Origin of the sequence: Nonomuraea solani, from assembly GCF_900108335.1 — a bacterium.
GTDB lineage: Bacteria > Actinomycetota > Actinomycetes > Streptosporangiales > Streptosporangiaceae > Nonomuraea > Nonomuraea solani.
Map to the genome: position 1 here is coordinate 291,982 of NZ_FNVT01000008.1, position 26,375 is coordinate 318,356.

Genomic DNA, 26,375 nt, shown 5'->3' on the forward strand with positions numbered 1-26,375 from the left:
CAGGTCGTCGTGCTTCGCTATCGGCCTGCGCGCCGGCGAAGTACTACGAGAATCTCACTGCGAAGCATGGCTTACACCATAGCCGCTCTGAACGCCCCAGTGTCAACTTGGTGGACACAAGTCTCAAACAGTGAGACTCGTGCGCATCAGGGAGTCGACTCCGCGCGCCGCCATGGGCCGCGCCACCAGGAAACCCTGCCCCCTCGTGCAGCCCATCTGCTTGAGCAGATCGAGCTGTTCCGGCCGCTCGATCCCCTCGGCCACCACGATAAGCCCGAGGTCGTGCCCGAGCCGCACGATGGTGCGGGTGAGCAGGGTCAGCGTGTCGTCCATGCCGAGCCCCGACACGAACGACGGGTCGATCTTGATCATGTCGACGGGGAGCTGCCTGAGGAACGCCAGCGACGCGTAGCCGGTGCCGAAGTCGTCGATCGCCAGGCGTACCCCGAGGGCGCGCAGCTCGGACAGCCGCTTGATGGTCTCCTCGGCGTCCTCGACCAGCATCTCCTCGATCACCTCAAGGGTGAGCGCGGAGGCGGGCAGCCCGCTCTCGGCCAGCGCCTCCTCCACGGTCTCGACGAACCTGGGCGCGGTGATCTGGCGCGCGGACAGGTTCAGCGACAGGCCGATGTCCCAGGACGAGGCCCGCCAGGCGGCCACCTCGCGGCACGACTCGCGCAGGATCCACTCGCTCAGCGGCACGATGAGCCCGGTGTCCTCGGCCGGGCCCAGGAACTGCTCCGGCGGCACGAACACCGACCCGCGCCACCACCGCACCAGCGCCTCGACCGCGGTCACCCGCGAGGTGGCCAGGTCGACCACCGGCTGGTACTCGATCGCGAACTGCTGCTCGATGAGCGCCCGCTGCAGGTCGGCGGCCAGCTCCAGGCGGCGCACCACGTCGGCGTGCATCTGCGCGGCGAACACCTCGACCCGCCGCCCGCCCAGCTCCTTGGAACGCGCCATGGCCACATCGGCGTTGCGCATGAGGTCGCCCGCCGGCATGTCGTCCTCGGCGAAGGCCACACCTACGCTCGCGGTCAGCGCCACGTCGCGGTCGGCCACCCGGAACGGCTCCTGCGAGACCGCGCCGACCAGCCGCTCGGCCAGATCGACCGCGATCTGCGCCTCACCGCCGGTCTCCACGAGCACGGCGAACTCGTCGCCGCCCCACCGGGCCAGCGTGTCCTCGGCGCGTACGGCGCCGCGCAGCCTGCGGGCCGCCTGCCCGAGCAGGTAGTCGCCGCTGGCGTGCCCGACCGAGTCGTTGACCGAGGTGAACCCGTCGAGATCGAGGAAGATGACCGCGACGTTGCCCGACGTGCGCCCCGAGAGCACCTCGCGGGTGCGCTCCTCGAAGTAGGCGCGGTTGGGCAGCCCGGTGATGCCGTCGTGGAAGGTCAGGTGGGCGACCTGGTTGCGCAGCGCCTCCTCGTCACTGACGTCTCTGGTCGTCACCAGCATGAGGTCGTCGCCGCCGAGGTGGCGGGTGGCGACGGACTCGGTGGGACGCCAGGTGCCGTCGGCCGCGCGCACGCGGCAGGCGATCAGGCAGGCGCCGGGCGCGGTCTCCTCCTCGTCGAGGTGCATCGCGCGCATGGCGGCCTGGATGCCGGGGACGTCCTCCGGGTGGATGTAGTCGAAGATCGACCCGCCGATCAGCTCCTCGGGGCGGTAGCCGTAGGTGACCTCGACCCCGGCGCCGATCTCGCGGACGAAGCCCTCGTAGTCGCAGGTGAACACCACGTCGCCGGTGCTCTCGGCCAGGTCCATGAGCTGCCGGCGGCCCAGCTTGACCAGGCCGCGCAGGCGTACGTTGGAGGCCGAGACCACGAACAGGCGGACGAGCAGGAGCAGCACCGCGGAGACCGCGACCACGACGACGCCGGTGACCGGCTCCTCGGGACGGCCGCCGGCCAGGCGGAACGGCAGCGTGCACGCCGCCACGGCGACCAGCGCCAGCGGCACCAGCCCGATCACGGACCCGACCGCGGGGCGGCCCGCCCCCTTGGCCTGGGGCCCCCAGGGCACGGCGGCCAGCATCAGGAGGGCGACCGGCGCGAGCATGACGCTCCAGAGCAGCGGGTCGCCGTCGTCGAACCGCGCCACCGCCGCGCCCAGGCCCGCCACGGTCATGGTGCCCAGCGCGCCCACGCCCGCCAGGGCCAGCAGCCAGGAAGGCGCCCGGCTGGTGAGCACGGACGGGATCACGGCGCAGGTCACCAGCAGCGTGATCATCGGCGGCAGCATGGCGAGGGTGAATCCGGCCGGGTCGGCGCTTTCGGCGTAGACGTGCCGCAGCGCCACCACCCAGCCGATCAGGAAGAGTGAGGCGGCGCACAGGTAGGCGTCGGTGATATGCCGTAAGGCGACTCTGGCCGGCAGCTTGCGGTCGGCGGCGATCAACGCGCCGGCGGCCGTGACGACCGTGCCGAGCAGGACGAACATGTCGGCGAAGCTGACCACGAAGCTCTCGGCGACCGGCCGCAGCGCCATGCCCGCGGCCCAGATCACGGCGCCGCCGCCCATCCAGCGCGCGCCCATCGCCGTCGGGCGATGCGCGGCCTTCTTCACGGAGGCGAACAGCAGGGAGCCGGCGGCGACCAGCGCCGCGAGCCCTCCGGCGATCGCACCGGTGAGCAGGGCCGGACGCTCCGCGATGAGGGCGGCGGCGAACGCCACCGCGCCTGCGGCCGCCGCGGCGACCGGCGGCACCCGTGGATCACGCCAGCGGATCACAGTCGTTGCCCATCCCGTCTCGAACTCTGCACCAGCGACCGCCGAAGTCCGGTCGATCACCTCGCCAGTGTGTGCGGTCGTGGGTGCGCGGGTGGTGACAACGCCGATGTCGTCACCGATCTGATAACCAGACAGACCAATTGCCGCCAAGAGCTCCTTGACAGTGAGTCAGGAACTCCCTGCAAACGCAACCGTACGCACCGAAGGTCACGGACCAGCCACGTTCCGGGATCCTCTCAGTACGAGTCGGTAATAACGTTGACCAGCGTTTCGTCTGCCAAATAGCGCTCCAACTGAGCCCTCATGAGGCGCAACATGCGCCGCCCCGACGCGGGGGTGCTGCCCGCGACGTGCGGCGTGATCAACACGCCTGGCGCGCTCCAAAGGGGGTGTCCCTCGGGCAGCGGCTCGGGCGCGGTCACATCCAGTGCGGCGCGTAGCCTACCGTTCTTGAGCTCCGCGATCAGCGAATCCGTGTCGACGATCCCGCCCCTGGCGGCGTTGACGAGCACGGCGCCGTCCTTCATCCGCGCGAGGAACGCGGCGTCCACCATCCCGGCGGTGTCGGCGGTGGCGGGCACGAGCAGCACCACGACGTCCGCCTCCGGCAGCAGCTTGGGCAGCTCGCCCATGCCGTGCACGCCGTCGCGGGCGCTCCTGGCCACGCGGACGACGTCGACCTCGAAGCCTTCGAGCCGCCGTTCGAGCGCGGCGCCGATGGAGCCGTAGCCGACGATGAGCACGGTGGAGTCGGCCAGCACGTCCGTGTGGTGGTAGGCCCACTCGCCCCTGCGCTGCGCGTCCGTGAACCCAGGAAACTCCCGCAGCACCGCGATCATCGCCCCGACGGCCCACTCGGCGGTCCCGGCGTCGTGCACGCCGCGCGCGTTGCAGAGCACCGCGTTCCCGGGCATGTGCGGCCGGTACGGCTCCACCCCCGCCGTCACGGTCTGCACCAGCCGCAACGAGCTCATCCTGGCCAGCGTCTCCGGCACGCCGGGCACGGTGACCAGCGGCGGGATCCACACCTCGACGTCCTCGACCCCGTCCGGCATCGGGGACGTGCCGTCATAGACGGTGCATTCAACCCCAGGAAGGTCGGACAGTACATCGGCCACCGAATCGGACGGAACCCAAATCTTCATGCCGAGAACCTTACGACTGAAGGGTAAGTATGGAACACATGAGGAGACTCTGGACGATCTTGCTGATGGCCGCTCTCACCGCGTGTTCCAGCGGCGGAGAGGTGCTGCCGACGGCCGCCGTGCCAGCCGGGGCCGCCCCCAGTGCCCCCGAGGACGTGGCGACCGGTTTGTCCGTGCCGTGGGGGATCGCGTTCCTGCCCGGCGGCGACGCGCTGGTCACCGAGCGGGACTCGGCCCGGCTGCTGCGGGTGAGCCCGGCGGGCCAGGTGCGCCGGATCGGCACGATCGAGGGGGTCGCGGCGGACGGCGAGGGCGGCCTGATGGGGGTCGCGGTCAAGGATCAGCAAATTTTCCTTTACCACACGGCCGCCGAGGACAACCGAATCGTCCGCTACCGGCTCCTGGGCGACGCCCTCACCGATCGGCAACTGCTCGTCCAGGGCATCCCGAAGGGCGGCATCCACAACGGCGGCAGGCTCGCCTTCGGGCCCGACGGCTTCCTGTACGCCACCACGGGCGAGACCGGCGACCGCGAGCTGGCCCAGCAGCGCGACTCGCTCGGGGGCAAGATCCTGCGCATGACCATGGACGGCGCGCCCGCGCCCGGCAACCCGTTCGGGACGCTGGTCTACAGCTACGGCCACCGCAACGTCCAGGGCCTGGCCTGGGACACCGCCGGCCGCCTGTACGCCTCCGAGTTCGGCGCCAACTCCTTCGACGAGGTCAACCGGATCGAGCCAGGCGCCAACTACGGGTGGCCGGTGGTGGAGGGGCGCGGCGACGACCAGCGGTTCGTGAACCCGATCCTGACCTGGTCCACGGACGAGGCGTCGCCGTCGGGGATGGCGTACGCGGACGGCTCGCTCTGGGTGGGCGCGCTGCGCGGCGCCCGCCTGTGGCAGGTGCCCCTGGGCGACGACGGCTCCGCCGGCCGCCCGGTGGCCCACTACACCGGCCGCTACGGGCGCATCCGCGCGGTCACGGCGACCCCTGACGGCGCGCTGTGGATCGGCACCAGCAACCAGGACGGCAGAGGCTCACCCCGCGAGGGTGACGACCGCATCATGACCGTCACCCCCTGAAGCCCCGTCTGAAGGGCCCTGTCGTTCTCCGGGTTTCCAGAAGCCCCCTACGGCGCCCGCTGAGATCCTCAAAGGACCTCAGCGGGTGACGGCGGTGCAGGTCATCTGGGTCTGCGGCCGATATTTGGTGGTGAGCTTCTTGTCCTTCTTCGCGACCTTGCCATCCTTGAAGAACACCCGGGTCACATCGATCGTGAACCCCTGCTCCCCCACCGTCGGCAGGCACCCGGCCGCCGAGCTGGTCTCCCGCCGGAAGTCGGTGAGATCCCGCCGCTCCGACTCGACCGCCTCGATCTTGTCGAACCGCTTGGTGCTCCACAGCGTGACCGTGACCGACGTCTCGGTGGACGACGTCTTGATCAGCACCCCGGACTCGGAGTCGTTGCGCCACTTCAGGTCCAGGTCCGGATAGAGCAGCGCCACGTCCCGCCCGGCCGGATAGCGCGGCGCGTAGTAGTCCATCGGCTGGTGCTCCACGTCCTCGAACCCGCCGAAGAACACCGCGTTGTACAGGGTGGTCGCGAACTGGGAGCCGCCACCGCCGACGATGTTCACCATCCGGCCGCCGACGATCTGCCCCGCCTCGACGTAGCCGTCCTCGACGGTCCGCTCGCCGACGACCTCGTTCAGGGAGAACGTCGTGCCGGGCTTGACCACGTATCCGTCGATCTCCTGCGCCATCCGCTGGATGTTCTTCACCCGCGGCTGGCCGGGGTCGAACGAGGTGGTGAACGCGCCCACCTCTTCCTTGATGCCGAGCCCCTGGATCTGCGAGGTCTCGACGGCCGGCGCGACGGTGCCCAGCCGGACCGGGATCGTCCGGCTCCCGCTCCCGTCGAACACCTTCTCCATGTCCCTGGCCAGCAGCTTGTCGTTGACTCCGCGCCCCGCACGGGCGGTCACCAGGACCGGCTTGCCGTCCACGATCTGGTACGTGGCGTCGCGCGGCTGCTGCGCGGCGTCCACCAGGCTGCTCTCCAGCCCGGCGAGCACCGCCTTGGCGTTGAACTCGGGCGCGAGCCCGCCGTCGCCGTCGGAGTTGAACGTCAGGTTGGCCGCGATCATCGCCGGAGTGACCTGGGCCTGCTTGTCGCCGAGGGTCAGCGTGATGGGCCCGGCGACCGCCCCCTTGGCCTTGGCCAGCGCCGTCTCGACCGCCTCAGGGGTGGTGACGGGCTTGGAGGGCCTGACGGTGAGCACCACCGTGGTGCCGCCGCCCTGAAGGAATGCCTCGCTGATGCGGCGTACGGCGTCCTCCCGGTCGAGCAGCACGCCGTCCTCGGGCTGGCGGGCCTTGGGCTGGAGCCCGGTGAAGGTCACCTTGCCCTCGTGCGCCGGCTTGTCGGCCGCCTCCGCCAGGCCCTCGATGGTCCTGGTGAGCTGGGAGGAGTCGACACTGATCTTGGGCGGGAGCTCGGTCGTGCCGGTCAGGCCGCGCCACACTTCCATCGGGCTGGGAAAGCCGCTGGGGGCCTGGCCGATCGTGCCGACCACGTCCAGTTCGAGCCCGGCCTCGTCGGCCTGGATCGTCTCCTTCTTGCCGCCGATGTCGGCGGTGACCGGCTTGCTGAGCTTGGAGGCCAGCTCGGCGCGGAGCTTGTCGGCCGCCTGCGTCACGGTCAGGCCGCCGATGTCGACGCCGCCCACGTGCGTGCCGCGCAGCACCGATCCCGACATCATGACGGCCGGCACCACGTACGCCAGCGCCCCCAGCAGCAGCACCAGCGCGACGATGCCCGGCAGCAGACGGCCCCGCCTGGGCGGTTCGGGCTCGTAGAGGGGCGGCCGCTCGGCCGGACCGTTCAGGCCGAACACCGGCGAGGGTGACACCGACGGGTCTCTGCCCGTCATCGGCCACGGCTGCGCCGGGGGCGCGACCGGAGGCAGCGCGCCATTGCCTGAAGGACCGCCCGGGGCGCTCGGGCCTTGGGCCGGCCGGGGTTCCTGCCTGTCCGGAGGGCCGAAGATGTCCCGGGAGACGCCCGGGGGCAGCCCTTCGATGCGCGGCTTCTTGGAGACGCCCGACGTGGGTAATGGCACCGAGGCGAACGGGTCGGTCGGTGATTCGATCGGTCCGGCGTTTCGCACGCCTCAATCTCCTCCCGGTCCGCAGCCAAGTCTCAGGCAACAGTAAGGCACGCGGATCCGCATATGTCACGGGAAATGGCTACGGAAGTGTGTCAACCTAGCCACCGGTAGCGATGTTCTGGCCTTCCGGCCGTCCCATAGCGCGGCCGGAACTCGGCCTGACCCGCCGTGCACAGGTATTCCAGATAGCGCCGGACACTCACCCGCGACAGGCCCGTGAGCTCGGCCGCCTCGGCCGCCGACAGGTCTCGGCCCGCCTCCCGCAGGGTATCGGCCACCAGCGCGCAGGTGGCCGCGGACAACCCTTTCGGCATGGGCGCGGCGATCTTGAGCGTCCCGAAGAGGCGGTCCACGTCGTCCTGGCGGGCCTCGGGGCCGATGGCGGTCAGGCGTTTGCGGGTGGCGGCGTACTGCTGCAGGCGTTCGGTCAGCGCGGCGGCGGTGAACGGCTTGATCAGGTAGTGGACGGCGCCGCCGCGCATGGCCTCCCTGACGGTGGGTACGTCGCGGGCGGCGCTGATCATGAGGACGTCCACGCCGGTGAGCGCATTGAGCACATCCAGGCCCGACATGTCGGGCAGGTAGATGTCGAGCAGCACGAGATCGGGCCGCAGCTCGTCCACGGCGGCGAGCGCGTCGGCCCCGGTGTGCGCGACGGCGACGACCTCGAACCCGGGCACCCTGGCCACGTAGCCACTGTGGATCCGGGCCACCATGAAGTCGTCATCGACGATGACCACGCGAATCATGAACGCCCCCTGGGGAGCAGGGCCGTGAAGACGGCGCCGCCCGAGTTGCCCACGCGGACCCAGCCGCCCCTGCGCAGGCACGCCTGCCGGGTCAGGGCCAGGCCCAGGCCGCGCGGGCCCGAGTGAGCCGCCTTGGTGGTGAAGCCCTCCCTGAAGACCTCTTCCACCAGGTCGGGGGCGATGCCGGGGCCCGAGTCACCGACTCGCACGCGCAGCCCGTCCTCATCGGCCTGTACCGATACCTCTATTGTGCCCTCCGCGCCGTCAAGGGCGTCGATGGCGTTGGCGACCAGGTTGCCGACGACCAGGACCGCGTCCTGCGGGTCGCCGAGCAGGCCGCCGGGCACCGATGAGTCCTCCGACAGCACGAGCCGGGCCCCGCGCTCGGCCGCCTCGGCGGACTTGGCCAGCAGCAGGGCGGCGAGCGTGGGGTCCTGAATGCGCTCGCGCAGGCCGGTGGCGATGGCGCCACTGGTGGTGCGGGTGATGAAGCCGATGGCCGCCTCGTGCTCGCCCAGCTCCAGCAGCCCGACGACGGTGTGCATGCGGTTGGCGAACTCGTGCGCCTGGGCCCGCAGCGCCTCGGTCGCGCTGCTGGTGTCGTCGAGCTCGCGGGCCAGCCGGACCAGCTCGGTACGGTCCCGCAGGGTGACCACCCAGCCGCGGTGGTGGCCGCGTACCGAGACCGGGGTGCGGTTGAGCACCAGCACCCGGTCGCCGTGCAGCACGACGCGGTCCTCGCCCGGGTCGGCGCCGCTGAGCACGTCGCGCATCCGCTCGGAGACCGGCATCTGGGTGAGGTCCTCACCGACGTGCCCCAGCAGCTCGCGGGCGGCGTCGTTGACCAGCGTGACCCGCCCGGCCAGGTCGAGCGCGAGCACGCCCTCCTTGACGCCGTGCAGCACGCCCTCACGCTGTTCGAGCAGCGCGGCGATCTCGCGCGGCTCCAGGCCGAACGTCTGCCTGCGCACCCGCGCGGTGATCAGCGCCGCCAGCGCGAGCCCCGCCAGCAGCACGGCCAGCGCGGTCCAGATCAGCGGCGGCAGTGCCCGGGAGACCTGGCTGATGACCGTGGTCTCCAGGACGCCGACGGAGACGAGGCCGATGATGGTGCCGTACTCGTCGCGGATCGCGGTCTTGCCCCTGACCGTGGTGCCGATCGTGCCGGTCTCCGTGCCGACCCAGCTCCTGCCCGTCCGCAGGACCGAGGTGCCGTCGGTGGACAGGCGCTTGCCGATCAGGGCGGCGTTCGGGTGGGCGAAGCGCTTCTGGTCGGTGTCGGCGATCACGACGTAGTCGGCGCCGGTCTCCTGCTGCACGCTCATGGCCAGCGGCTGCAGCACGGTCTCCGGGCGCGTCAGCTTGAACGCCTCGCGCACCTGCGGCAGCCCGGCCACCGACTGCGCGATCGCCAGCGCCCGCTGCTCGTACGCCGAGTCGAGCTGGTCGCGCGTGTGGTCGGCCCACACGCTTCCCGTGCCTCCGACGGCCAGCAGGACGATCACCATCTGGAACACGAACAGCTGGGTACCGAGGGAGGCGTCACGTACCCGTCTCACGCTGCACATGGAAACAAATCGAGGTCACGTCCAGGTCGCGACCAATACGACCACTACGACGGCAAGCGTGCAAAGGCTCGACGCGGACGGAGATGGACTTCACGATCCCAATTCCATAAACGTGAAATCCCCCCTTGGAGTGATCATGCGCTTGCGCGTATTCGCCGCCCTCGCGGCACTCTCCCTCGGCGCGCTGACGGGCTGTGGCGAGTCGGGCGGCACCGCCAACGCCTCGCTGCGCATCATGGCTCCGGCCGCGCCCGGTGGCGGCTGGGACCAGACCTCCCGTACGGCCGAGCAGGCGCTCAAGACGGCCGACCCCAAGCGGAAGGTCGAGGTGTTCAACGTGCCCGGCGCGGGCGGCACCATCGGCCTGGCGCAGCTCGCCGGCGAAAAGGGCAACGGCAACCTGCTCATGACCATGGGCCTGGTCATGGTGGGCGCCATCGAGCAGAACAAGTCCAAGGTCACGCTGGCCGAGACCACGCCGATCGCCAAGCTGACCGAGGAGTACGAGATCGTCGTGGTCCCGGCCGCGTCGCCGTACAAGTCGCTGGCCGACCTGGTGGCGGCCTGGAAGGCCGACCCGGCGAAGGTGTCCATCTCGGGCGGCTCGGCGGGCGGCACCGACCACATCGTGGCCGGCCTGATGGCCAAGGCCGCGGGCGTGGACCCCAAGCAGGTCAACTACATCGCCCACTCCGGCGGCGGCGAGGCGCTCAACGAGCTGCTCGGCAACAAGGTCAGCGCGGGCATCTCGGGCGTCGGCGAGTTCGCCGAGCACGTCAAGTCCGGCAAGCTGCGCGCCCTGGGCGTGACCTCCGGCGAGCGGCTGCCCGACCTGGACGCCCCCACGCTGAAGGAGGCCGGGCTGGACGTGGAGCTGGCCAACTGGCGCGGCTTCGTGGCCCCCGCCGGGCTCTCCGACGCCGACAAGAAGTCGCTGACCGACCTGGTCACCAAGATGCACGACTCGCAGCCGTGGAAGGACGCGGTGGCCAAGAACGGCTGGATCGACTCCTTCCAGACCGGGCAGCAGTTCGCCGACTACCTGAACTCCGAGCAGACCCGGGTCAAGGCGATCATCGCTGAGATGGGGCTCGTCTCCTGATGGCCCGCTGGTGGCGGCCCGAGCTCGGGCTGGCGGTCGTGGTGCTGGCGCTGGGCGTGCTCGTCGTGATCGGGACGCTCGACGTCTCCGCGGCGGCCTCCCAGCTCGGCCTCGGACCGCGCTTCTTCCCCATGCTGGTGGGCGGCGCCATGGTGCTCATCGGCCTGTTCTACGTGGTGGACGTCGTACGCGGCGGCCATGGCGACCCCGAGGAGAGCGAGGACGTGGACACCGAGGCGCCCACCGACTGGCGCAGTGTCGGGCTCGTCAGCGGCATCTTCCTGGCCTTCGCGGCGCTCCTGAACGTGCTCGGCTGGATCGTCGGCGCGACCCTGCTGTTCTTCGGCCTGTCGGTGGCGCTGGGCGCCGAGCACAAGCTGCGCGCGGGCGGGATCGCGGTGGTCATGGGCGTGGCGACGTACGTGCTGTTCGTGCACGGCCTGGGCGTGACCCTGCCGGGTGGGGTGCTGTCTCTATGACCTCGTTCCAGTTGCTGATCGACGGTTTCGCCGCCGCGCTCACCCCGGTCAACCTCCTGTACGCCCTCGTCGGCGTCACCCTCGGCACCCTGGTCGGCGTCCTGCCCGGCATCGGCCCCGCGATGACCGTGGCGCTGCTGCTGCCGATCACGTTCACGGTGCCGCCGGCCAGCGCGTTCATCATGTTCGCCGGGATCTACTACGGCGGCATGTACGGCGGCTCGACCACCTCCATCCTGCTCAACACGCCCGGCGAGTCCTCGTCGATGATCACGGCGCTGGAGGGCAACAAGATGGCGCGGCGGGGCCGGGCCGCCCAGGCGCTGGCCACGGCCGCCATCGGCTCGTTCGTGGCCGGCACCATCGCCACCGGGCTCCTGGTCGTGGCCGCGCCGGCGGTGGTCGGCTTCGCGATCGCGTTCGGCCCCGAGGACTACTTCGCCCTGGCGATCCTCGCCTTCACGGCCGTGTCGTCGGTCATGTCGCGCTCGATCGTGCGCGGCCTGGCCTCGCTCGGCCTCGGCCTGGTCATCGGCCTGGTCGGCATCGACCAGCAGACCGGCCAGGCCCGCCTGACGCTGGGCATCCCCCAGTTGCTGGACGGGATCGACGTGGTGATCGTCGCCGTCGGCCTCTTCGCCCTCGGCGAGGCCCTCTACGTCGCCTCCCGGCTCCGCCACGCGGCGCCCGAGGTGGTACCCGTCGGCCGGGCGTGGATGGGCCGCGAGGACTGGCGCCGCTCCTGGTTCCCCTGGCTGCGCGGCACCGCCCTGGGCTTCCCGTTCGGCGCGCTGCCCGGCGGCGGGGCGGAGATCCCCACCTTCCTGTCGTACGCGGCCGAGAAGCGCCTGGCGCGCGGTGTGGCGCGGGAGGAGTACGGTCACGGGGCCATCGAGGGCGTCGCGGGTCCTGAGGCGGCCAACAACGCCTCGGCGGCCGGCACCCTGGTCCCGCTGCTCACGCTGGGCCTGCCCACGTCGGCGACGGCCGCGATCCTGCTGGCCGCCTTCCAGCAGTACGGCCTCCAGCCCGGCCCCCAGCTCTTCGACCACAACCCGGCGCTGGTGTGGGGCATGATCGCGTCGCTGTTCATCGGCAACGCGATGCTGCTGGTGCTCAACCTGCCGCTGGCCCCGCTGTGGGCGAGGGTGCTGCGGGTGCCCCGGCCGTACCTGTATTCCGGGATCGTGCTCTTCGCCGCCCTCGGCGTCTACGCGCTGAACGGCACCGTGGTCGACCTGTTCGTGCTCTACCTGCTCGGCCTGCTCGGCTACGCCATGCGGCGTTTCGGCCTGCCCGTCGCGCCCGCGGTGATCGGCATGATCCTGGGCCCGATGGCGGAGATCCAGCTCCGCCGGGCGCTGGCCATCGGCGCGGGCGACGTGAGCGTGCTCGTCCGCAGCCCGATCGCCGCCGTCCTGCTGGCGCTCGCGCTCCTGGCCCTGCTCACGCCGTTGTTCAGGAAGCTCATGGCCAGGCGTCGGGTCACGCCTTCGTCACGTTCGCCGCGGGAGGAGTAGCCGCAACCGCTTGAGGGAACCGAAGGTAATGGTTCTTGGCACGGCCCCGCCGATATGTCCGGATCGGCGGGGCCGTGAACGTTATTCGGTGACGCCGAGCTTCTCCAGGATGAGCTGCCTGGCCCGGCCCGCGTCGGCCTTGCCCTTGCTGGCCCGCATGACGCCGCCCACCAGGGCGCCCACCGCGGCGATCTTCCCGGAGCGCACCTTCTCGGCCGCGTCGGCGTTGTCGGCCAGCACCTGGTCGATGATCGCCGACAGCTCGCCCTCGTCGTTGACGATCTGCAGCCCGCGCCGCTCGACCACCACGTCGGGCGTGCCCTCGCCGGCCAGCACGCCCTCCAGCACCTCGCGCGCCAGCTTGTCGTTGAGCGCGCCGGAGGCCACCAGCTCGGTCACCCTGGCGATCTGCTCGGGCGTGATGGGCAGGTCGGCCAGCGCCGTGCCCGTCTCGTTGGCCCGCCGCGCCAGCTCGCCCATCCACCACTTGCGCGCGTCGGCCGCCGGCGCGCCGGCCGCGACCGTGGCCTCGACCAGGTCGATCGCGTCGGCGTTGTGCATGGCCTGCATGTCGAGGTCGGACAGCCCCCACTCGGCCTGCAGCCGCTTGCGCTTGACCGACGGCAGCTCGGGCAGGGCCGCCTTCAGCTCGGCCACCCACGCCGTGTCGGGCGCGATCGGCACCAGGTCAGGCTCGGGGAAGTAGCGGTAGTCCTGCGCCTCCTCCTTGGACCGGCCGGACGTGGTGGTGCCGGTGTCCTCGTGGAAGTGCCGGGTCTCCTGGAAGATCTTGCCGCCCTGGGCCAGGATGGCCGCCTGGCGCTCGATCTCGCTTCGTACGGACCGCTCGACGCTGCGCAGGGAGTTGACGTTCTTGGTCTCCGTACGGGTGCCCCACTCGGTGGTGCCCCGCGGCATGAGCGAGACGTTGACGTCACACCGCAGCGACCCCTCCTCCATCCGCACGTCGGAGACGCCCAGCGACCGCATGATCTCCCGCAGCTCGGTCACGTAGGCCTTGGCCACCTCGGGCGCGAGCCGGTCGGTGCCGGGGATGGGCTTGGTCACGATCTCGACCAGCGGAATGCCGGCCCGGTTGTAGTCGACGATCGAGTAGTCGGCCCCGTGGATCCGCCCGGTCGCGCCACCCATGTGCGTGGACTTGCCGGTGTCTTCTTCCAGGTGCACCCGCTCGATCTCGATCCGCACGGTCTGGCCGTTGACCTCGACGTCGATGTAGCCGTCGAAGCAGAGCGGCTCGTCGTACTGGGAGATCTGGTAGTTCTTCGGCATGTCCGGATAGAAGTAGTTTTTCCGGGCCATCCGGCACCACTCGGCGATCGAGCAGTTGAGCGCCAGGCCGATGCGGATCGTCGACTCGATGGCCGCGGCGTTGGCCACCGGCAACGCCCCGGGGAAGGCCAGGCAGGTCGGGCAGACCTGCGAGTTGGGCGGGGCGCCGAAGGCGGTCTTGCAGCCGCAGAACATCTTCGACTTGGTGCCCAGCTCGACATGCGTCTCGAGGCCGAGCACCGGCTCGAACCGATCGAGCGCTTCGTCGTACGGCATGAGCGTACCGGCAGTCATGGTGAGGTCCTTAGTTCAGATCTTCGCGTTTCAGGGCCTGTGGACGCCGATCCAGCGGACGTCCCGACCGGGGCGGAGAACGGCGGCACCTGCACGCCGCCGCTCCCCTCTGCTCCTACAGCTCCGGCGCCTTGGACAGCAGGCCGCCGCCCCAGCGGCTCTCCAGGGCCTGCTCCACGGCCGCGCCCACCCGGTAGCAGCGGTCGTCGCCCAGGACCGGGGCCATGATCTGCAGGCCGACCGGCAGGTCGTCCTCGTCGGCCAGGCCGACCGGCACCGAGATGGCGGCGTTGCCCGCCAGGTTGGACGGGATGGTGCACAGGTCGGCGAGGTACATCGCCATCGGGTCGTCCGCGCGCTCGCCGATCGGGAACGCCGTCGTCGGCGTCGTCGGCGAAACAAGGACGTCGACCTGGTGGTAGGCGGCCTCGAACTCGCGGGCGATGACCGTGCGCACCTTCTGCGCCTGGCCGTAGTAGGCGTCGTAGTAGCCGCTCGACAGCGCGTACGTGCCCAGCATGATGCGCCGCTTGACCTCGGGACCGAAGCCGGCCGCCCTGGTCAGCGCCATGACCTCCTCGGCGCTGCGGGTGCCGTCGTCGCCGACGCGCAGGCCGTAGCGCATGGCGTCGAAGCGCGCCAGGTTGGAGGAGGCCTCCGACGGCGCGATCAGGTAGTAGGCGGGCAGCGCCGTCGTGAACGACGGGCAGGAGACCTCGACGACCTTGGCCCCGAGCGACTCCAGCAGTTGCACGGCCTCGTGGTAGCGGGCCAGCACGCCCGGCTGGTAGCCCTCGCCGCCGAACTCCTTGACGACGCCGATCCGCATGCCGGAGATGTCGGGGTTCTTGGCGGCCTCGACCACGGACGGCACGGGGGCGTCGATGGAGGTGGAGTCCATCGGGTCGTAGCCGGAGAAGGCCTCGTGCAGCAGCGCCGCGTCGAGGACGTTGCGCGCGAACGGCCCCGGCGTGTCGAGCGAGCTCGCGAACGCGATCAGCCCGTAGCGGGACGAACCACCATAGGTCGGCTTCATGCCCACGATGCCGGTGACCGAGGCCGGCTGCCGGATCGAGCCACCCGTGTCGGTGCCCGTGGACAGCGGCGCCTCGTAGGCGGCGACGGCGGCGCTGGAGCCGCCCGACGAGCCGCCGGGCACCCGCGACAGGTCCCACGGGTTGCAGGTCGCGTGGTAGGCGGAGTTTTCGGTGGAGGAGCCCATGGCGAACTCGTCGAGGTTCGTCTTGCCCAGGATGACGAGCCCGGCCGCGCGCAGCCGCGCGGTGACGGTCGCGTCGTAGGGCGGCCGCCATCCTTCGAGGATCTTGGAAGCGGCCGTCGTGGGCATGTCGCGCGTGGTGAAGATGTCCTTGTGCGCGATCGGCACGCCGGCCAGCGGCCCGAGCCGCTCACCCGCCCTGAGCCGGGCGTCGACGGCCCGCGCCTGCTCCAGCGTGGTCTCGCGATCGACGTGCAGGAACGCCTTGATCTTGGGCTCGACCTCGGCCATGCGGTCGAGATGCGCCTCGGCCACCTCGGCGGCCGACACCTCGCCACCGGCGATCATCGACCCCAGCTCGGCGGCGGTCTTACGGATCAAACTCATGCCTCCTCCCCGAGGATGCGCGGCACCCGGAAGCGGTCGTCCTCGACGGCGGGGGCTCCGGAGAGCGCCTGCTCGGGGGTCAGGGACTGGCGCACCTCGTCGGCACGGAAGACATTGGTCAGCGGAAGCGCGTGCGACGAAGGCGGCACGTCCTCGGCGGCGACCTCGGCCACCTTCGCGACCGACTCGATGATCGCATCGAGTTGGGTGGCGTAGTGATCGAGCTCGTCATCGGTGAGTGCCAGCCTGGACAACCGGGCCAGGTGTGCGACCTCGTCGCGGGTTATGGCGGACATGAGTCGTTGAACCCGTTTCGTGGAGTTGTGCTTGGTGGACACTGCCATCCTAGGGGGCTTGACGTAGCAGGCCCGAACGGTTAACCCGCCCGCAACACATCACCCAGCCCGACCGTACGCACATCCCCTCACCCTGCTTCTGAGAACCGTATTTCCTGGAAGCGGAGTTCTGTGAGCGTCCGGTCACGCTACGCCGAGCGGCTGACCTCGGGCTGGTAGCCGAATTCGACCTCGTCCCCCGACTCCGAGTGGTCCCGGAGCCAGATCGTGGCCTCCGCGGCGGGCAGCGGGCGGCCGAAGAGCCAGCCCTGGCCCACGTCGCAGCCCATCTCCGCCAGCCGCATCGCGACCTCGTCCGACTCCACGCCCTCCGCCACCGAGCGCAGCCCCAGTGAGCGGACCAGGTCGACGATGGAGCGGACGATGCGGGCGTCGTCCTCCGACTCGGCGATCCGGCGGACGAAGGAGGCGTCGATCTTGACCTCGGAGACCGCCAGGCGCTGGAGCCTGATCAGGGAGGAGTAGCCGGTGCCGAAGTCGTCGAGGGCCAGGGGGACGCCGAGGGTGGCCAGGGCCTTGATGGTGTCCTGGGTGTAGGCCTGGTCGCCGGTCAGGATGCGCTCGGTGACCTCCAGTTGGATGGCGGTGGGGGGCAGGCCGTATCTGGCCAGGCCCACCTCAAGCTGCTCCGGGAGCGCCGAGCCGAGCAGGTCGCGGGCCGAGATGTTGATCGAGATCTGCACCCGCAGCCCGGTGTGCCACCACAGGGCGGCCTGCTCCAGCGCCGCCTCCAGCACGTACGCGGTCAACTGCCGCATCAGGTACGACTGCTCGGCCAGCGGCACGAACTCCGACGGCGCGATCGGCCCGCGTACCGGATGGCGCCAGCGCAGCAGGGCCTCCACCCCCTGCACGGTGCCGGTGCCGAGGCTGACCTTGGGCTGGTAGTGCAGGCGCAGCTCGCGGTTGTCGATGGCGCGGCGCAGGTCGCCGAGGAGGTTGAGGCGTTCGGGGGAGTTGCGGTCCTTGTCGGGCTGGTAGAGCTCGACCCCGGTGCGCCCCTCCTTGGCCAGGTACATGGCCACGTCCGCCCGCTGCAGCAGCAGTTCGAAGTCGGGCGCGTGGTCCGGGTAGAGCGCGATCCCGACGGACCCGTCCATGTCGAAGGTCATGCCCTCCAGCCGCACCGGCTCGGTCAGCGCCGCCCGCAACCGGGCCGCCACCTCCCTGGCCGCGTGGGCGTCCCTGATCGAGGGGAGCAGCACGGCGAACTCGTCGCCGCCCAGCCGCGCCACCACGTCGCCGGGCCGTACGGAGTGGGTGAGCCGGTGCGCGACCATCTGCAGCAGCCGGTCGCCCACCGGGTGGCCCATCGTGTCGTTGACCTCCTTGAACCGGTCGAGGTCGAGCAGGAACAGGCCGACCCGTTCCTCCTGGCGCGCCTCGGCCAGCGCCTCCTCGGTGCTGACGATGAGCATCTTGCGATTGGGCAGGCCGGTCAGCTCGTCGTGCATGGCCTGGTGGTCGCGGCGCATGGAGAGCGTGGCGGTGAAGTAGACGGCGGCCAGGGGTGCGACGAAGAGGGGTACGAGCCCCGGCGAGTGGTTCATGACCACCACGACCAGGGGCGCCAGGCCCAGCAGCCCGGCGTAGACGAGGCTCTGCGGACCCGCGGTGACCTTCATCACGCGCATGATCGAGCGCCGCTCGTGCAGCGCGACGGCGCCGGAGACGAGGGTGGCCCTGGTGGCGAAGTAGGCGATGCCGGCCAGCGCGATCGGCAGCAGGTGGGCCCCGGTGGGCATCCAGGGCATGGCGGGGCTCGGCACGATCCCGAACGTCCCCAGCACCACGGCCGCCGCGGTCAGCGCGAGAGTGGACTGCGCGATGTTGAACATGACCCGATGCCAGGACCTGCGCGTCACGATGCCGTTCATGGTGACCGCGACGGCCTGCATGAGCACGGCCACGGGCAGCCCGAGGTGCAGCAGCACGGCGAAGGTGAACATGGTGGACGGATAGGTGCCGCCCACGGCGGTCGCGGAGGACACCATCACGGGCCGCAGCTCGCCCAGGATCACCAGCACGGCCAGCACCCAGAACAGCGGGGTGCGGGCCATCTCGACCAGCAGAACCGCGTCGAGCCTGAGCATGGCCACCACGAGTGCGGTGAAGCCGATCACGGTTATACCCGCGAGGAACGCCCAGAGCGGCGTGCCGACCCGTGGGCCGGTGTCGCGGGTGTCGGTTGGGTCAGTCATCGGTAACAGAACCCCCATTAGGTCACTATGGGAGGGTACGACCTTCACCCCACTTCGCGAAACCAAGCGCGTACGGTCCGTAATTCTCCTTTCCGACATATACCCAAAAAGCACCCTCGGTAGCAAGTCGTGCACGCTGTGAACCCGCGTACCCGACAAAAAGGGCCCGTCCGCGACGAGCGGACAGGCCCCAGGGGAACAGGAAGGCTAGGGCGTGACCGCCGCCCCGGCGGCGGCCTCGGGGCCCTGCTCCAGCAGCACCGCGAAACCGGCCCCGTCGAGGATGGGCACGCCGAGATCCGCGGCCTTGTCGTATTTCGACCCCGCGTTCTCGCCCGCCACCAGGAACGTGGTCTTCTTCGACACCGACGACGTCACCTTGCCGCCCCTGCTGGTCAGCGCCTCGGCCGCCGAGTCACGGGTGTAGCCCTCCAGGGTGCCCGTGACCACGAACGTCAGCCCTTCAAGAATCTGGGGCCCCTTCTCGGGCGCGGGCTCGTCCTCCATCCGGACCCCGGCGGCCCGCCACCGCTCGATGATCTCCCGATGCCAGTCGACCTCGAACCACTCCTTGATCGTGGCCGCCACCCGGGGCCCGATGCCCTCGACCGCGACCAGCTCCTCCTCCGAGGCGTTCATGACGGCCTCGATGGAGCGCAGGGCGTCGGCCAGGTCGCGGGCGGTGGGCGGGCCGACATGGCGGATCGACAGGGCGACGAGGATCTGCGCCAGCGACGCCTCCTTGGCCCGGGCCAGCTCGTCGAGGAGGGTCAGCGCGTTCTGGCTGGGCTGGCCGTCGATGTTGGAGAAGAAGGTGACGACCTTCTCCTCGCCCGTCTTGGGGTCGATCTTGGGCAGGCCGGTGTCCTTGTCGCGGACCACCGACTTGATCGGGATGAGCTGCTCCAGCGTCAGGTCGAACAGGTCGGCCTCGGTGCGCACCACCGGCTGCTGGGGCGGGAGCGGCTGGGTGAGCGCGGTGGCCGCGACGTAGCCGAGCCCGTCGATGTCGAGCGCCCGCCGGCCGGCCGCGAAGTAGATGCGCTCGCGGATCTGCGCGGGGCAGCCGCGCGCGTTGGGGCAGCGCAGGTCGGCGTCGCCCTCCCGCTCGTACGCCAGCTCCGTGCCGCACTCCGGGCAGTGGGTGGGCATGACGAACTCGCGCTCGGACCCGTCGCGCAGCGCCGCGACCGGCCCGACGATCTCGGGGATGACGTCGCCCGCCTTGCGCAGCACCACCGTGTCGCCGATGTACACGCCCTTCTTCACCACGATGGCGGCGTTGTGCAGCGTGGCCCGCTCCACCGTCGAGCCCGCCACCACGACCGGCTCCATCACCCCGTACGGCGTCACCCGCCCGGTCCGCCCGACGCCCACCTGGATGTCGAGCAGCCTGGTGTTGACCTCCTCCGGCGGATACTTGTACGCGATCGCCCACCGCGGCGCCCGCGAGGTCGACCCCAGCTCCCGCTGCGTGCGGAAGTCGTCGACCTTCACCACCACCCCGTCGATCTCATAGGCGGGGTCGTGCCGGTGCACCCGGTAGTGGTCGATGAACGCGTTGATCTCCGCCTGCCCCGGCACCACCTTGTACAGGTCGCTGACCGGCAGCCCGAACTCCCGCAGCCGGTCGTAGACCTCCGACTGCGCCCGCGGCTCGGCGGCGCCCTCCCAGACGCCGATGCCGTGCACCAGCATCCGCAGCGGCCGCTGCGCCGTGATGCGCGGATCCTTCTGCCGCAGGGTGCCGGCCGCGGAGTTGCGCGGGTTGGCGAACGGCGGCTTGCCCTGCTCGACAAGCTGCTCGTTGAGCTTCTGGAACTCCTCGACCGGGATGTAGACCTCGCCGCGCACCTCGACCAGGCTCGGGATGTCGTCGCCGGTGAGCCGGTGCGGGATGCCCTGGATCGTCCGGACGTTGGCCGTCACGTCGTCACCCGTGCGCCCGTCGCCCCGGGTCGCGCCGCGCTCCAGCTTCCCGTCGCGGTAGACCAGCGCGATCGCCAGCCCGTCGATCTTCAACTCGCACAGGTAGGGCCCCGGATCGCCCTCGGCCAGCCGCTCGGCCCGCACCATCCAGGCGGCCATGCCGTCGGCGTCGAAGGCGTTGTCGAGGCTCTCCATCCTGGCCAGATGCTGAACCTTCGCGAAGTCGCCCGAAACCGGCGCGCCCACCTTCTGCGTGGGCGAGTCGGGCGTCTGGAGCGACGGATGCGCCTCCTCCAGCGCGAGCAGCTCCTTGAACCAGTCGTCGAACTGGGCGTCGCTCACCGTGGGCTGGTCGAGCACGTAATACTTCCAGCGAGCGTCCTCGACCAGCTCGCTCAGCTCGGCATGCCGCTCGAGCGCGGTCACCGGCACGCCCTCAACCTCAGTCACGCCTGCCTCCTTCCGTCCGACAACCTGTGCAAACGCTACCGCCGACCACCGATGAGAACACGTCTCAGTCGTTCGCCGGATCGTCCCTGAGCACCTGCGCGGCCTTCCCGCAGGCCGCCAGCGCCGCCCGCGCGTACGCCGGCGACGCCCCGGCCAGCCCGCAGGCCGGCGTCAGCACGACCTGGGAGGCCAGCCGGTCGGGCGAGAACCCGAGCCGCCGCCACAGCTCCACGGCGGGCCTGGCGATCCTGCTCGCGTCCGGCAGCCGCGTGTCCCGGCCAGGCACGACGCCCATGAACAGCGGCATCCCCGACTCGAACAGCTCCCCCAGCGCGTCCTCGTCCCTGCGCCGCAGCATGGCCGCGTCCACGGACACCCCCTGCGCCCCCGCCCGCCGCAGCAGGCCGAAGGGCACCCCGGGCGCGCAGCAGTGCACCACGGGCCGGCCGAACAGCGGCAGCGAATCCTCGACCCGCCACTCCTCCACCGCCGCCAGCCGCCCGAACCCCGAGGCCGTCGGCACGGTGCCGTTCAGCACCCCCGGCAGCCCGGGCTCGTCGAGCTGCAGCACGATCTCGGTCACCCCGGGCAGCCGCCGCCGCACCTCGGCGCAGTGGTCGGCCACGCCCTGGGCCAGCGAGGCGGTCAGATCGCGTACGGCGCCCGGGTCGGAGAGCATCTTGTCCCCGTATTTGAGCTCGATCGAGCTCGCCAGCGTCCACGGCCCGCAGACCTGCAGCTTGAGGGGGCCCGTGTAGTCGTGACCGATCTCCTCCAGCCCGTCGAGATCACGCCGCAGGTGCTCGACGGCCCGATGGTGGTCACGCCCCGGCCGGTCGCTCAGCCGCCAGCCCGAGGGCTGGACCTCGACGGGCAGCTCGACGAGCAGCGCCGCCGTCCGCCCCACCATGTCCGCCCCGACGCCCCTGGCCGGCAGCTCGGGCAGGTAGGGGAGCCCGGGCACCTCCCCGAACACGAGCTTGATGGCCTCTAGATGATCCTCACCCGGATGAGACCCGACCCCGGTGGCTTCCCACGTTGACATGGGGCAAGCGTAGGCTCTGGCGAATGGAGCTCACCAAATACGACCACGCGTGCGTGCGCGTGGAGAAGAACGGCAAGGTCCTCGTCATCGACCCGGGCACGTTCACCAGGTCGCCCGTGCTCGACGGCGCCGACGCGGTTCTCATCACCCATGAGCACTTCGACCACGTGGACGTCGACCTGCTGAAGGCCGCCTCACCCGAGCTGGAGATCTGGACCTGCGAGGGCGTGGCCGCCGGGCTGACCGAGGTGCCGGGCAAGGTGCAGGTCGTACGGCACGGCGACGACTTCGAGACGGCCGGTTTCCGGGTGAAGGCGTTCGGCGAGTGGCACGCCAAGAACCACCCCGACGTGCCTGTCGTCCAGAACGTCGGTTTCCTGGTCGATGACGCGATCTTCTACCCCGGTGACGCGTTGACGGTGCCGGAGGCGGAGGTGGACACGCTGCTGGTGCCGACCGGGGCGCCGTGGCTGAAGCTCAGCGAAATGGTGGAATATCTCCGTACGATCCGCCCGGCGCGGGCTTTTTCCACTCATGACGCTCTCTACAGCGACATCGGGCTGTCCCTGGTGGACAACTGGCTGAAGATGGAGGCGGAGAAGCAGGGCGCCGACATCCGCAGGCTCACGGTCGGCGAGTCGGCCACCCTGGCTTAGAAAGCCTCAGGCGGCGGAGACGATGGTCGCCGAGCCGATCACGGTGGCGCCGGAGTAGAGCACGGCCGCCTGGCCCGCCGCCACCCCGGTGGCCGGGCGGTCGAGCTCGACGCGCAGCCCGCCCTCGGTCTCGTCGTAGCGGCACCCGTAGACCTCGCCATGCGCCCTGAGCTGCACGGTCAGGTCACCGGACGGGGACGAGGGCCCGTTCCAGACCGGCCGGACGCAGGTGATCGAGGTGACCTCCAGCGCCGAACGCGGGCCGACCGTGACCGTGTTGGACACCGGCTCGATCGACAGCACGTAGCGCGGCCTGCCGTCGGAGGCCGGGCGGTCGATGCGCAGCCCCTTGCGCTGCCCCACCGTGAACCCGTGGGCGCCCTGGTGGCTGCCCACGACGTCGCCGCTCTGGTCGACGATGGGCCCCTCGGCCGCGCCGAGCCGCCCGGCCAGGAAGCCGCGCGTGTCGCCGTCGGCGATGAAGCAGATGTCGTGGCTGTCGGGCTTGTCGGCGACGGTCAGGCCGCGCCTGGCGGCCTCCTCGCGCACCTCGGCCTTGGTCGAGTCACCCAGCGGGAAGATCGCGTGGCCGAGCTGCTCGCGGGTGAGCACGCCGAGCACGTAGGACTGGTCCTTGCCCTGGTCAGGGCTCCTGGACAGCACCCCGCCGACCAGCTTGGCGTGGTGGCCGGTGGCGACCGCGTCGAAGCCCAGGGCCAGCGCCCGGTCGAGCACCGCCGCGAACTTGATCTTCTCGTTGCAGCGCAGGCACGGGTTGGGCGTGCGGCCCGCGGCGTATTCGGCCACGAAGTCCTCGACCACGTCGCGCTGGAAACGCTCGGCCATGTCCCAGATGTAGAAGGGGATGCCGATCACGTCGGCGGCCCGGCGGGCGTCCCGCGAGTCCTCTACCGTGCAGCAGCCCCTGGCTCCCGTGCGATGGGATTGGGGGTTGGCGGAGAGGGCAAGGTGGACACCAGTGACCTCGTGACCGGCCTCGGCGATCCGAGCGGCGGCCACGGCGGAGTCGACGCCGCCCGACATGGCGGCAAGCACACGCAATCCCATGACCATTCCAGCGTACTGTCCGCGCAGGAGTGCGCGACCATGGCCCGGGTCTGGAAGTATTCGGCCATGCGACTATTCGGGCGCAAGGAAGCAGAGGAAGAGCCCGGCGGGCCGGACGAGGCCATCGCCGGATTCTGGACGTGGTGGCAGGACACCAGGCCGCGCCTCGACTCGCTGGTGGCCGCCGGCGAGGCCGAGGGGCTGGAGGAGTGGCTCGCCCCCGCCGTCGCCGCGATCGACGCGGGGCTGGTCTGGGAGGTGGCGCCGGGCAGGAACGCCGCCCACGCCCTGGTGGTCACGGCGGCGGGCGACGCCGAGCTGCGCTCGCTCGCGCACCGCTGGGCCGGCGCGGCGCCGCCCGCCGACCTGCTGTGGGAGTTCCATCCGTCGCGGCAGGCCAACCCGCAGGCGATGGACCTGACGCTGGACGTGGGCGGGCTGGAGTTCGCGCTCGACAAGCTGACGCTGGGCCTGCGCATGCCGCGCAACCAGCCGAGAGTCGACGTGGCCGCCTACCATCCGATCTTCGAAGACCTCGACGAGGACATCAGGATGGAGGCCACGCTGCTGGCCCTCGACTGGCTGCTCGGCGAGGACGACGTGGCCCGGTGGGTGGGCGAAATCACCGCGGTCACGTTCCAGCCGATCGACGCCGTGGCCGCCGCGCACCTGCCGGCCGTGGTCGCCGACGTGGCCGCCGGGCACTCCGAGGAGGAGTGGCTGCTGCTCGAAGGCCAGACCGCCGGTGGCGCGCCGCTGGTCGCCACGGCCCGCTATCCGCTGCGGCCGGTGGACCATCCGCTGTTCGACCAGCACATCGCGATCACACTCCCGTACGCGCACCGCGACGAGAACGGCCTGCCCGTCGGCGACTCGCTGGCGGCGCTGCGCGACTTCGAGGAGCGCCTGGCCGCCCGGCTGCTCAAGCTGCGCGGCGACGCCGTGCTGGCCGCGCACGTGAGCACGGAGGGGCACCGGGTCATCCACGTGTACGCCGACCCGACCGGCGACGCCGCGATCCACGCCAAGGAGCTGATCGTGGGCTGGGAGGAGGGCGAGCCGCGGGTCGACGTCTCCGCCGACCCGGGCTGGACCGCCGTGTCCCCGTTCCTGAGCTGACCCGGCGGATCAGCTCAGGCCGGCGCGGCGGGCGCGTTCGACGGCGGCGGGGAGGACCTCCATCAGGCGGTCCACGTCGTCGCGCGTCGAGGTGTGGCCCAGGGTGAACCTCAGCGACCCCCGCGCCGCCGCCTCGTCGGCGCCCATGGCCAGCAGCACGTGCGACGGCTGCGACACGCCCGCCGAGCAGGCCGAGCCCGTCGAGCACTCCACGCCCTTGGCGTCGAGCAGCATGAGCAGCGCGTCGCCTTCGCAGCCGGGGAAGGAGAAGTGGGCGTTGCCGGGCAGCCGGTCGGCCGGGTCGCCGTTGAGCACCACGTCGGGCACCGCCGCGCGGACCCGCTGGATGAGCTCGTCGCGCAGCGCCGTCAGGCGGCGGCCCAGGGCCTCCTGCTCGCGGACGGCGGTGCTGACGGCGGCGGCGAGCCCCGCGATGGCGGGCGCGTCGAGCGTGCCCGAGCGCACGTCGCGCTCCTGGCCGCCGCCATGCTGCACGGAGACCGGCGTCAGCCCCCTGGCCAGCAGCAGCGCCCCGGCCCCTATCGGGCCGCCGACCTTGTGCCCCGTCAGCGTGAGCGCGTCGGTCCCCGACCCGGCGAACGACACGGGCAGTTGCCCGAGCGCCTGGACCGCGTCGGTGTGGAACGGAATGCCGTGGTCGTGGGCGATGGCGGCCAGCACGTTGATCGGCTGGATCGTGCCGACCTCGTTGTTGGCCCACATGACGCTGACCATGGCCACGTCGTCAGGGTCGCGCTCGATGGCGGCCCGCAGCGTGTCGGGGTGCACCCGGCCGAGCCCGTCGACCGCCAGCAGCTCCACCTCGGCGCCCTGGCTGCCGGCCAGCCAGTGGGCCGGGTCGAGCGCGGCGTGGTGCTCGACCGAGCTGATCAGCACGCGCCGGCGCGGCCGGCGCGCCCAGTAGAGGCCCTTGATCGCGAGATTGTCGGCCTCGGTGCCGCCCGAGGTGAACACCACTTCGCTGGGCCGGGCGCCGAGCGCGTCGGCGATCGTCTCGCGCGACTCCTCGACCACCCTGCGCACCCGGCGACCCGCCGCGTGCAGGGAGGAAGCATTTCCGACCCGGCCGAGTTGCACCGTCATGGCCTCGATCGCTTCGGGCAGCATGGGGGTGGTCGCCGCATGATCGAGATAGGCCGACGGAGTGGTCACCCGCTCAGAGTATCTCGTTTGCGACTGTACCGTCCGGACGGTACAGTTGGGGCATGAGAAGGGACGAGCTCTTGGACGCGGCGGAGGAACTCCTCTGCGACCAGGGTTCGGCCGCGCTCACCCTGGCCGCCGTGGCGGACCGGGCGGGCGTGAGCAAGGGTGGCCTGCTCTATCACTACGGCTCCAAAGAAGCCCTGATCAAGGGCATGGTGGAGCGTCTGATCGAGGACTTCGACGACCTTCTCGCCACCCAGCCGGGAGAAACCTACACCGAGCGCTATCTCGGAGCGACGCTGACCTCCGTGCGGTCGGGCCGGTTGCGACGATGGGCCGTCGTCACGGGGGCGTCGGGCAACCTCTTCCTGCTCGCGCCGCTGCGCGAGGCGATGACCCGATGGCATCGCGAAGGGCTGGCCGAAGAGCCGGACCCGCTGGCGGCGCAGATCGTGCGACTGGCGTGTGAGGGGCTGTGGGACGTGGCGAGCCACGACCCGGAGCTCAACTCCGAGAGCGACCTCCAGGCACTGGAGACCCGCCTCCGGGCACTGATCAAACCGAGCGCCTGACCCTCCGGCTCCCCCACCCTTCCCCGGCTTTCGGCCGGGGAACTCCCCTTGGCTTCGGCCGAACATCGACGTCTGCCCGCGTGAGCTGAAGCGCGGGCGGTCCTGGCGTGTGCGCACCTCTGCCGCTACCAACGCCCGAAATATCCC

20 protein-coding genes are annotated in these 26,375 nt (G+C 71.0%); 7 read left to right on the forward strand and 13 right to left on the reverse strand.

Going from position 1 to position 26,375, the window contains the following annotated elements:
- Positions 1 to 123: 123 nt before the first annotated feature.
- The gene (locus C4V41_RS28960; protein WP_235030440.1) at positions 124 to 2,739 is read right to left on the reverse strand and encodes a putative bifunctional diguanylate cyclase/phosphodiesterase; all 2,616 of its coding nucleotides are present in this window, start codon (positions 2,737 to 2,739) and stop codon (positions 124 to 126) included.
- A gap of 236 nt (positions 2,740 to 2,975) precedes the next feature.
- Positions 2,976 to 3,884, reverse strand: coding sequence for a 2-hydroxyacid dehydrogenase (locus C4V41_RS28965; RefSeq protein ID WP_103959108.1), 909 nt, complete (start codon positions 3,882 to 3,884; stop codon positions 2,976 to 2,978).
- A gap of 38 nt (positions 3,885 to 3,922) precedes the next feature.
- Between C4V41_RS28965 and C4V41_RS28970 the strand changes: the two genes are divergently transcribed.
- Entirely contained in the window at positions 3,923 to 4,966 is a 1,044-nt protein-coding gene (locus C4V41_RS28970) for a PQQ-dependent sugar dehydrogenase (RefSeq protein WP_103959109.1), read from the forward strand.
- Positions 4,967 to 5,044: 78 nt separating this feature from the next.
- On the opposite strand, the gene C4V41_RS28975 is transcribed toward C4V41_RS28970, so the two are convergent.
- From C4V41_RS28975 to C4V41_RS28985, 3 genes are all read right to left on the reverse strand, one after another.
- Positions 5,045 to 7,054, reverse strand: coding sequence for a VanW family protein (locus C4V41_RS28975; RefSeq protein WP_103959110.1), 2,010 nt, complete (start codon positions 7,052 to 7,054; stop codon positions 5,045 to 5,047).
- 92 nt (positions 7,055 to 7,146) lie between these two features.
- The gene (locus C4V41_RS28980; RefSeq protein ID WP_103959111.1) at positions 7,147 to 7,803 is read right to left on the reverse strand and encodes a response regulator; all 657 of its coding nucleotides are present in this window, start codon (positions 7,801 to 7,803) and stop codon (positions 7,147 to 7,149) included.
- Positions 7,800 to 9,371, reverse strand: coding sequence for a sensor histidine kinase (locus C4V41_RS28985; protein WP_103959112.1), 1,572 nt, complete (start codon positions 9,369 to 9,371; stop codon positions 7,800 to 7,802). Before C4V41_RS28985 ends, C4V41_RS28980 begins: the two co-directional genes overlap by 4 nt.
- A 136-nt stretch (positions 9,372 to 9,507) precedes the next feature.
- Here C4V41_RS28985 and C4V41_RS28990 point away from each other — a divergent pair, with 136 nt between their 5' ends.
- The 3 genes from C4V41_RS28990 to C4V41_RS29000 are packed head-to-tail and all read left to right on the forward strand — an operon-like array spanning position 9,508 to position 12,472.
- Positions 9,508 to 10,473, forward strand: a complete 966-nt coding sequence (locus C4V41_RS28990) for a tripartite tricarboxylate transporter substrate binding protein (protein WP_200824291.1) — start codon at positions 9,508 to 9,510, stop codon at positions 10,471 to 10,473.
- A complete protein-coding gene (locus C4V41_RS28995) occupies positions 10,473 to 10,952 on the forward strand; it encodes a tripartite tricarboxylate transporter TctB family protein (RefSeq protein WP_103959113.1) in 480 nt (159 codons plus the stop codon). Before C4V41_RS28990 ends, C4V41_RS28995 begins: the two co-directional genes overlap by 1 nt.
- The gene (locus C4V41_RS29000) at positions 10,949 to 12,472 is read left to right on the forward strand and encodes a tripartite tricarboxylate transporter permease (RefSeq protein ID WP_103959114.1); all 1,524 of its coding nucleotides are present in this window, start codon (positions 10,949 to 10,951) and stop codon (positions 12,470 to 12,472) included. Before C4V41_RS28995 ends, C4V41_RS29000 begins: the two co-directional genes overlap by 4 nt.
- Positions 12,473 to 12,553: 81 nt before the next feature.
- Here the strand turns inward: C4V41_RS29000 and gatB are convergent, their stop codons facing one another.
- The 6 genes from gatB to C4V41_RS29030 form a co-directional block, all read right to left on the reverse strand.
- The gene (gatB, locus tag C4V41_RS29005) at positions 12,554 to 14,059 is read right to left on the reverse strand and encodes an Asp-tRNA(Asn)/Glu-tRNA(Gln) amidotransferase subunit GatB (RefSeq protein WP_103959115.1); all 1,506 of its coding nucleotides are present in this window, start codon (positions 14,057 to 14,059) and stop codon (positions 12,554 to 12,556) included.
- Between the two features lie 115 nt (positions 14,060 to 14,174).
- Positions 14,175 to 15,665 (reverse strand): Asp-tRNA(Asn)/Glu-tRNA(Gln) amidotransferase subunit GatA, encoded by a 1,491-nt coding sequence (gatA, locus tag C4V41_RS29010; RefSeq protein WP_103959116.1) that lies wholly within the window; start codon positions 15,663 to 15,665, stop codon positions 14,175 to 14,177.
- Positions 15,662 to 15,961, reverse strand: coding sequence for an Asp-tRNA(Asn)/Glu-tRNA(Gln) amidotransferase subunit GatC (gene gatC / locus C4V41_RS29015; RefSeq protein WP_101787882.1), 300 nt, complete (start codon positions 15,959 to 15,961; stop codon positions 15,662 to 15,664). The genes gatA and gatC overlap by 4 nt, the downstream gene beginning before the upstream one ends.
- A gap of 188 nt (positions 15,962 to 16,149) precedes the next feature.
- A complete protein-coding gene (locus C4V41_RS29020; RefSeq protein ID WP_103959117.1) occupies positions 16,150 to 18,222 on the reverse strand; it encodes a putative bifunctional diguanylate cyclase/phosphodiesterase in 2,073 nt (690 codons plus the stop codon).
- Positions 18,223 to 18,429: 207 nt separating this feature from the next.
- A complete protein-coding gene (ligA, locus tag C4V41_RS29025; protein WP_103959118.1) occupies positions 18,430 to 20,601 on the reverse strand; it encodes an NAD-dependent DNA ligase LigA in 2,172 nt (723 codons plus the stop codon).
- Between the two features lie 64 nt (positions 20,602 to 20,665).
- Entirely contained in the window at positions 20,666 to 21,646 is a 981-nt protein-coding gene (locus C4V41_RS29030) for a methionine synthase (RefSeq protein ID WP_103959119.1), read from the reverse strand.
- Between the two features lie 23 nt (positions 21,647 to 21,669).
- Here C4V41_RS29030 and C4V41_RS29035 point away from each other — a divergent pair, with 23 nt between their 5' ends.
- On the forward strand, positions 21,670 to 22,302 hold the full coding sequence (locus tag C4V41_RS29035; protein ID WP_103959120.1) for an MBL fold metallo-hydrolase: 633 nt from the start codon (positions 21,670 to 21,672) through the stop codon (positions 22,300 to 22,302).
- Between the two features lie 6 nt (positions 22,303 to 22,308).
- Here C4V41_RS29035 and mnmA read toward each other — a convergent pair whose 3' ends face one another.
- A complete protein-coding gene (mnmA, locus tag C4V41_RS29040) occupies positions 22,309 to 23,370 on the reverse strand; it encodes a tRNA 2-thiouridine(34) synthase MnmA (protein WP_200824292.1) in 1,062 nt (353 codons plus the stop codon).
- A 39-nt stretch (positions 23,371 to 23,409) separates the two neighbouring features.
- Between mnmA and C4V41_RS29045 the strand changes: the two genes are divergently transcribed.
- On the forward strand, positions 23,410 to 24,489 hold the full coding sequence (locus C4V41_RS29045) for a DUF695 domain-containing protein (RefSeq protein ID WP_235030441.1): 1,080 nt from the start codon (positions 23,410 to 23,412) through the stop codon (positions 24,487 to 24,489).
- A 9-nt stretch (positions 24,490 to 24,498) separates the two neighbouring features.
- Here the strand turns inward: C4V41_RS29045 and C4V41_RS29050 are convergent, their stop codons facing one another.
- Entirely contained in the window at positions 24,499 to 25,662 is a 1,164-nt protein-coding gene (locus C4V41_RS29050) for a cysteine desulfurase family protein (RefSeq protein WP_103959122.1), read from the reverse strand.
- A gap of 53 nt (positions 25,663 to 25,715) precedes the next feature.
- Between C4V41_RS29050 and C4V41_RS29055 the strand changes: the two genes are divergently transcribed.
- A complete protein-coding gene (locus C4V41_RS29055) occupies positions 25,716 to 26,228 on the forward strand; it encodes a TetR/AcrR family transcriptional regulator (RefSeq protein WP_103959123.1) in 513 nt (170 codons plus the stop codon).
- Positions 26,229 to 26,375: the final 147 nt, after the last annotated feature.

Bases quoted from the DNA above. Each gene is read 5' to 3' on its own strand.
- C4V41_RS28965 (WP_103959108.1), bottom strand. From the start codon at position 3,884: ATGAAGATTTGGGTTCCGTCCGATTCGGTGGCCGATGTACTGTCCGAC.
- C4V41_RS28970 (WP_103959109.1), top strand. From the start codon at position 3,923: ATGAGGAGACTCTGGACGATCTTGCTGATGGCCGCTCTCACCGCGTGT.
- C4V41_RS28980 (WP_103959111.1), bottom strand. From the start codon at position 7,803: ATGATTCGCGTGGTCATCGTCGATGACGACTTCATGGTGGCCCGGATC.
- C4V41_RS28985 (WP_103959112.1), bottom strand. From the start codon at position 9,371: ATGTGCAGCGTGAGACGGGTACGTGACGCCTCCCTCGGTACCCAGCTG.
- C4V41_RS28990 (WP_200824291.1), top strand. From the start codon at position 9,508: ATGCGCTTGCGCGTATTCGCCGCCCTCGCGGCACTCTCCCTCGGCGCG.
- C4V41_RS28995 (WP_103959113.1), top strand. From the start codon at position 10,473: ATGGCCCGCTGGTGGCGGCCCGAGCTCGGGCTGGCGGTCGTGGTGCTG.
- C4V41_RS29000 (WP_103959114.1), top strand. From the start codon at position 10,949: ATGACCTCGTTCCAGTTGCTGATCGACGGTTTCGCCGCCGCGCTCACC.
- gatB (WP_103959115.1), bottom strand. From the start codon at position 14,059: ATGACTGCCGGTACGCTCATGCCGTACGACGAAGCGCTCGATCGGTTC.
- gatA (WP_103959116.1), bottom strand. From the start codon at position 15,665: ATGAGTTTGATCCGTAAGACCGCCGCCGAGCTGGGGTCGATGATCGCC.
- gatC (WP_101787882.1), bottom strand. From the start codon at position 15,961: ATGTCCGCCATAACCCGCGACGAGGTCGCACACCTGGCCCGGTTGTCC.
- C4V41_RS29020 (WP_103959117.1), bottom strand. From the start codon at position 18,222: ATGACTGACCCAACCGACACCCGCGACACCGGCCCACGGGTCGGCACG.
- C4V41_RS29030 (WP_103959119.1), bottom strand. From the start codon at position 21,646: ATGTCAACGTGGGAAGCCACCGGGGTCGGGTCTCATCCGGGTGAGGAT.
- C4V41_RS29035 (WP_103959120.1), top strand. From the start codon at position 21,670: ATGGAGCTCACCAAATACGACCACGCGTGCGTGCGCGTGGAGAAGAAC.
- mnmA (WP_200824292.1), bottom strand. From the start codon at position 23,370: ATGGGATTGCGTGTGCTTGCCGCCATGTCGGGCGGCGTCGACTCCGCC.
- C4V41_RS29045 (WP_235030441.1), top strand. From the start codon at position 23,410: ATGGCCCGGGTCTGGAAGTATTCGGCCATGCGACTATTCGGGCGCAAG.
- C4V41_RS29055 (WP_103959123.1), top strand. From the start codon at position 25,716: ATGAGAAGGGACGAGCTCTTGGACGCGGCGGAGGAACTCCTCTGCGAC.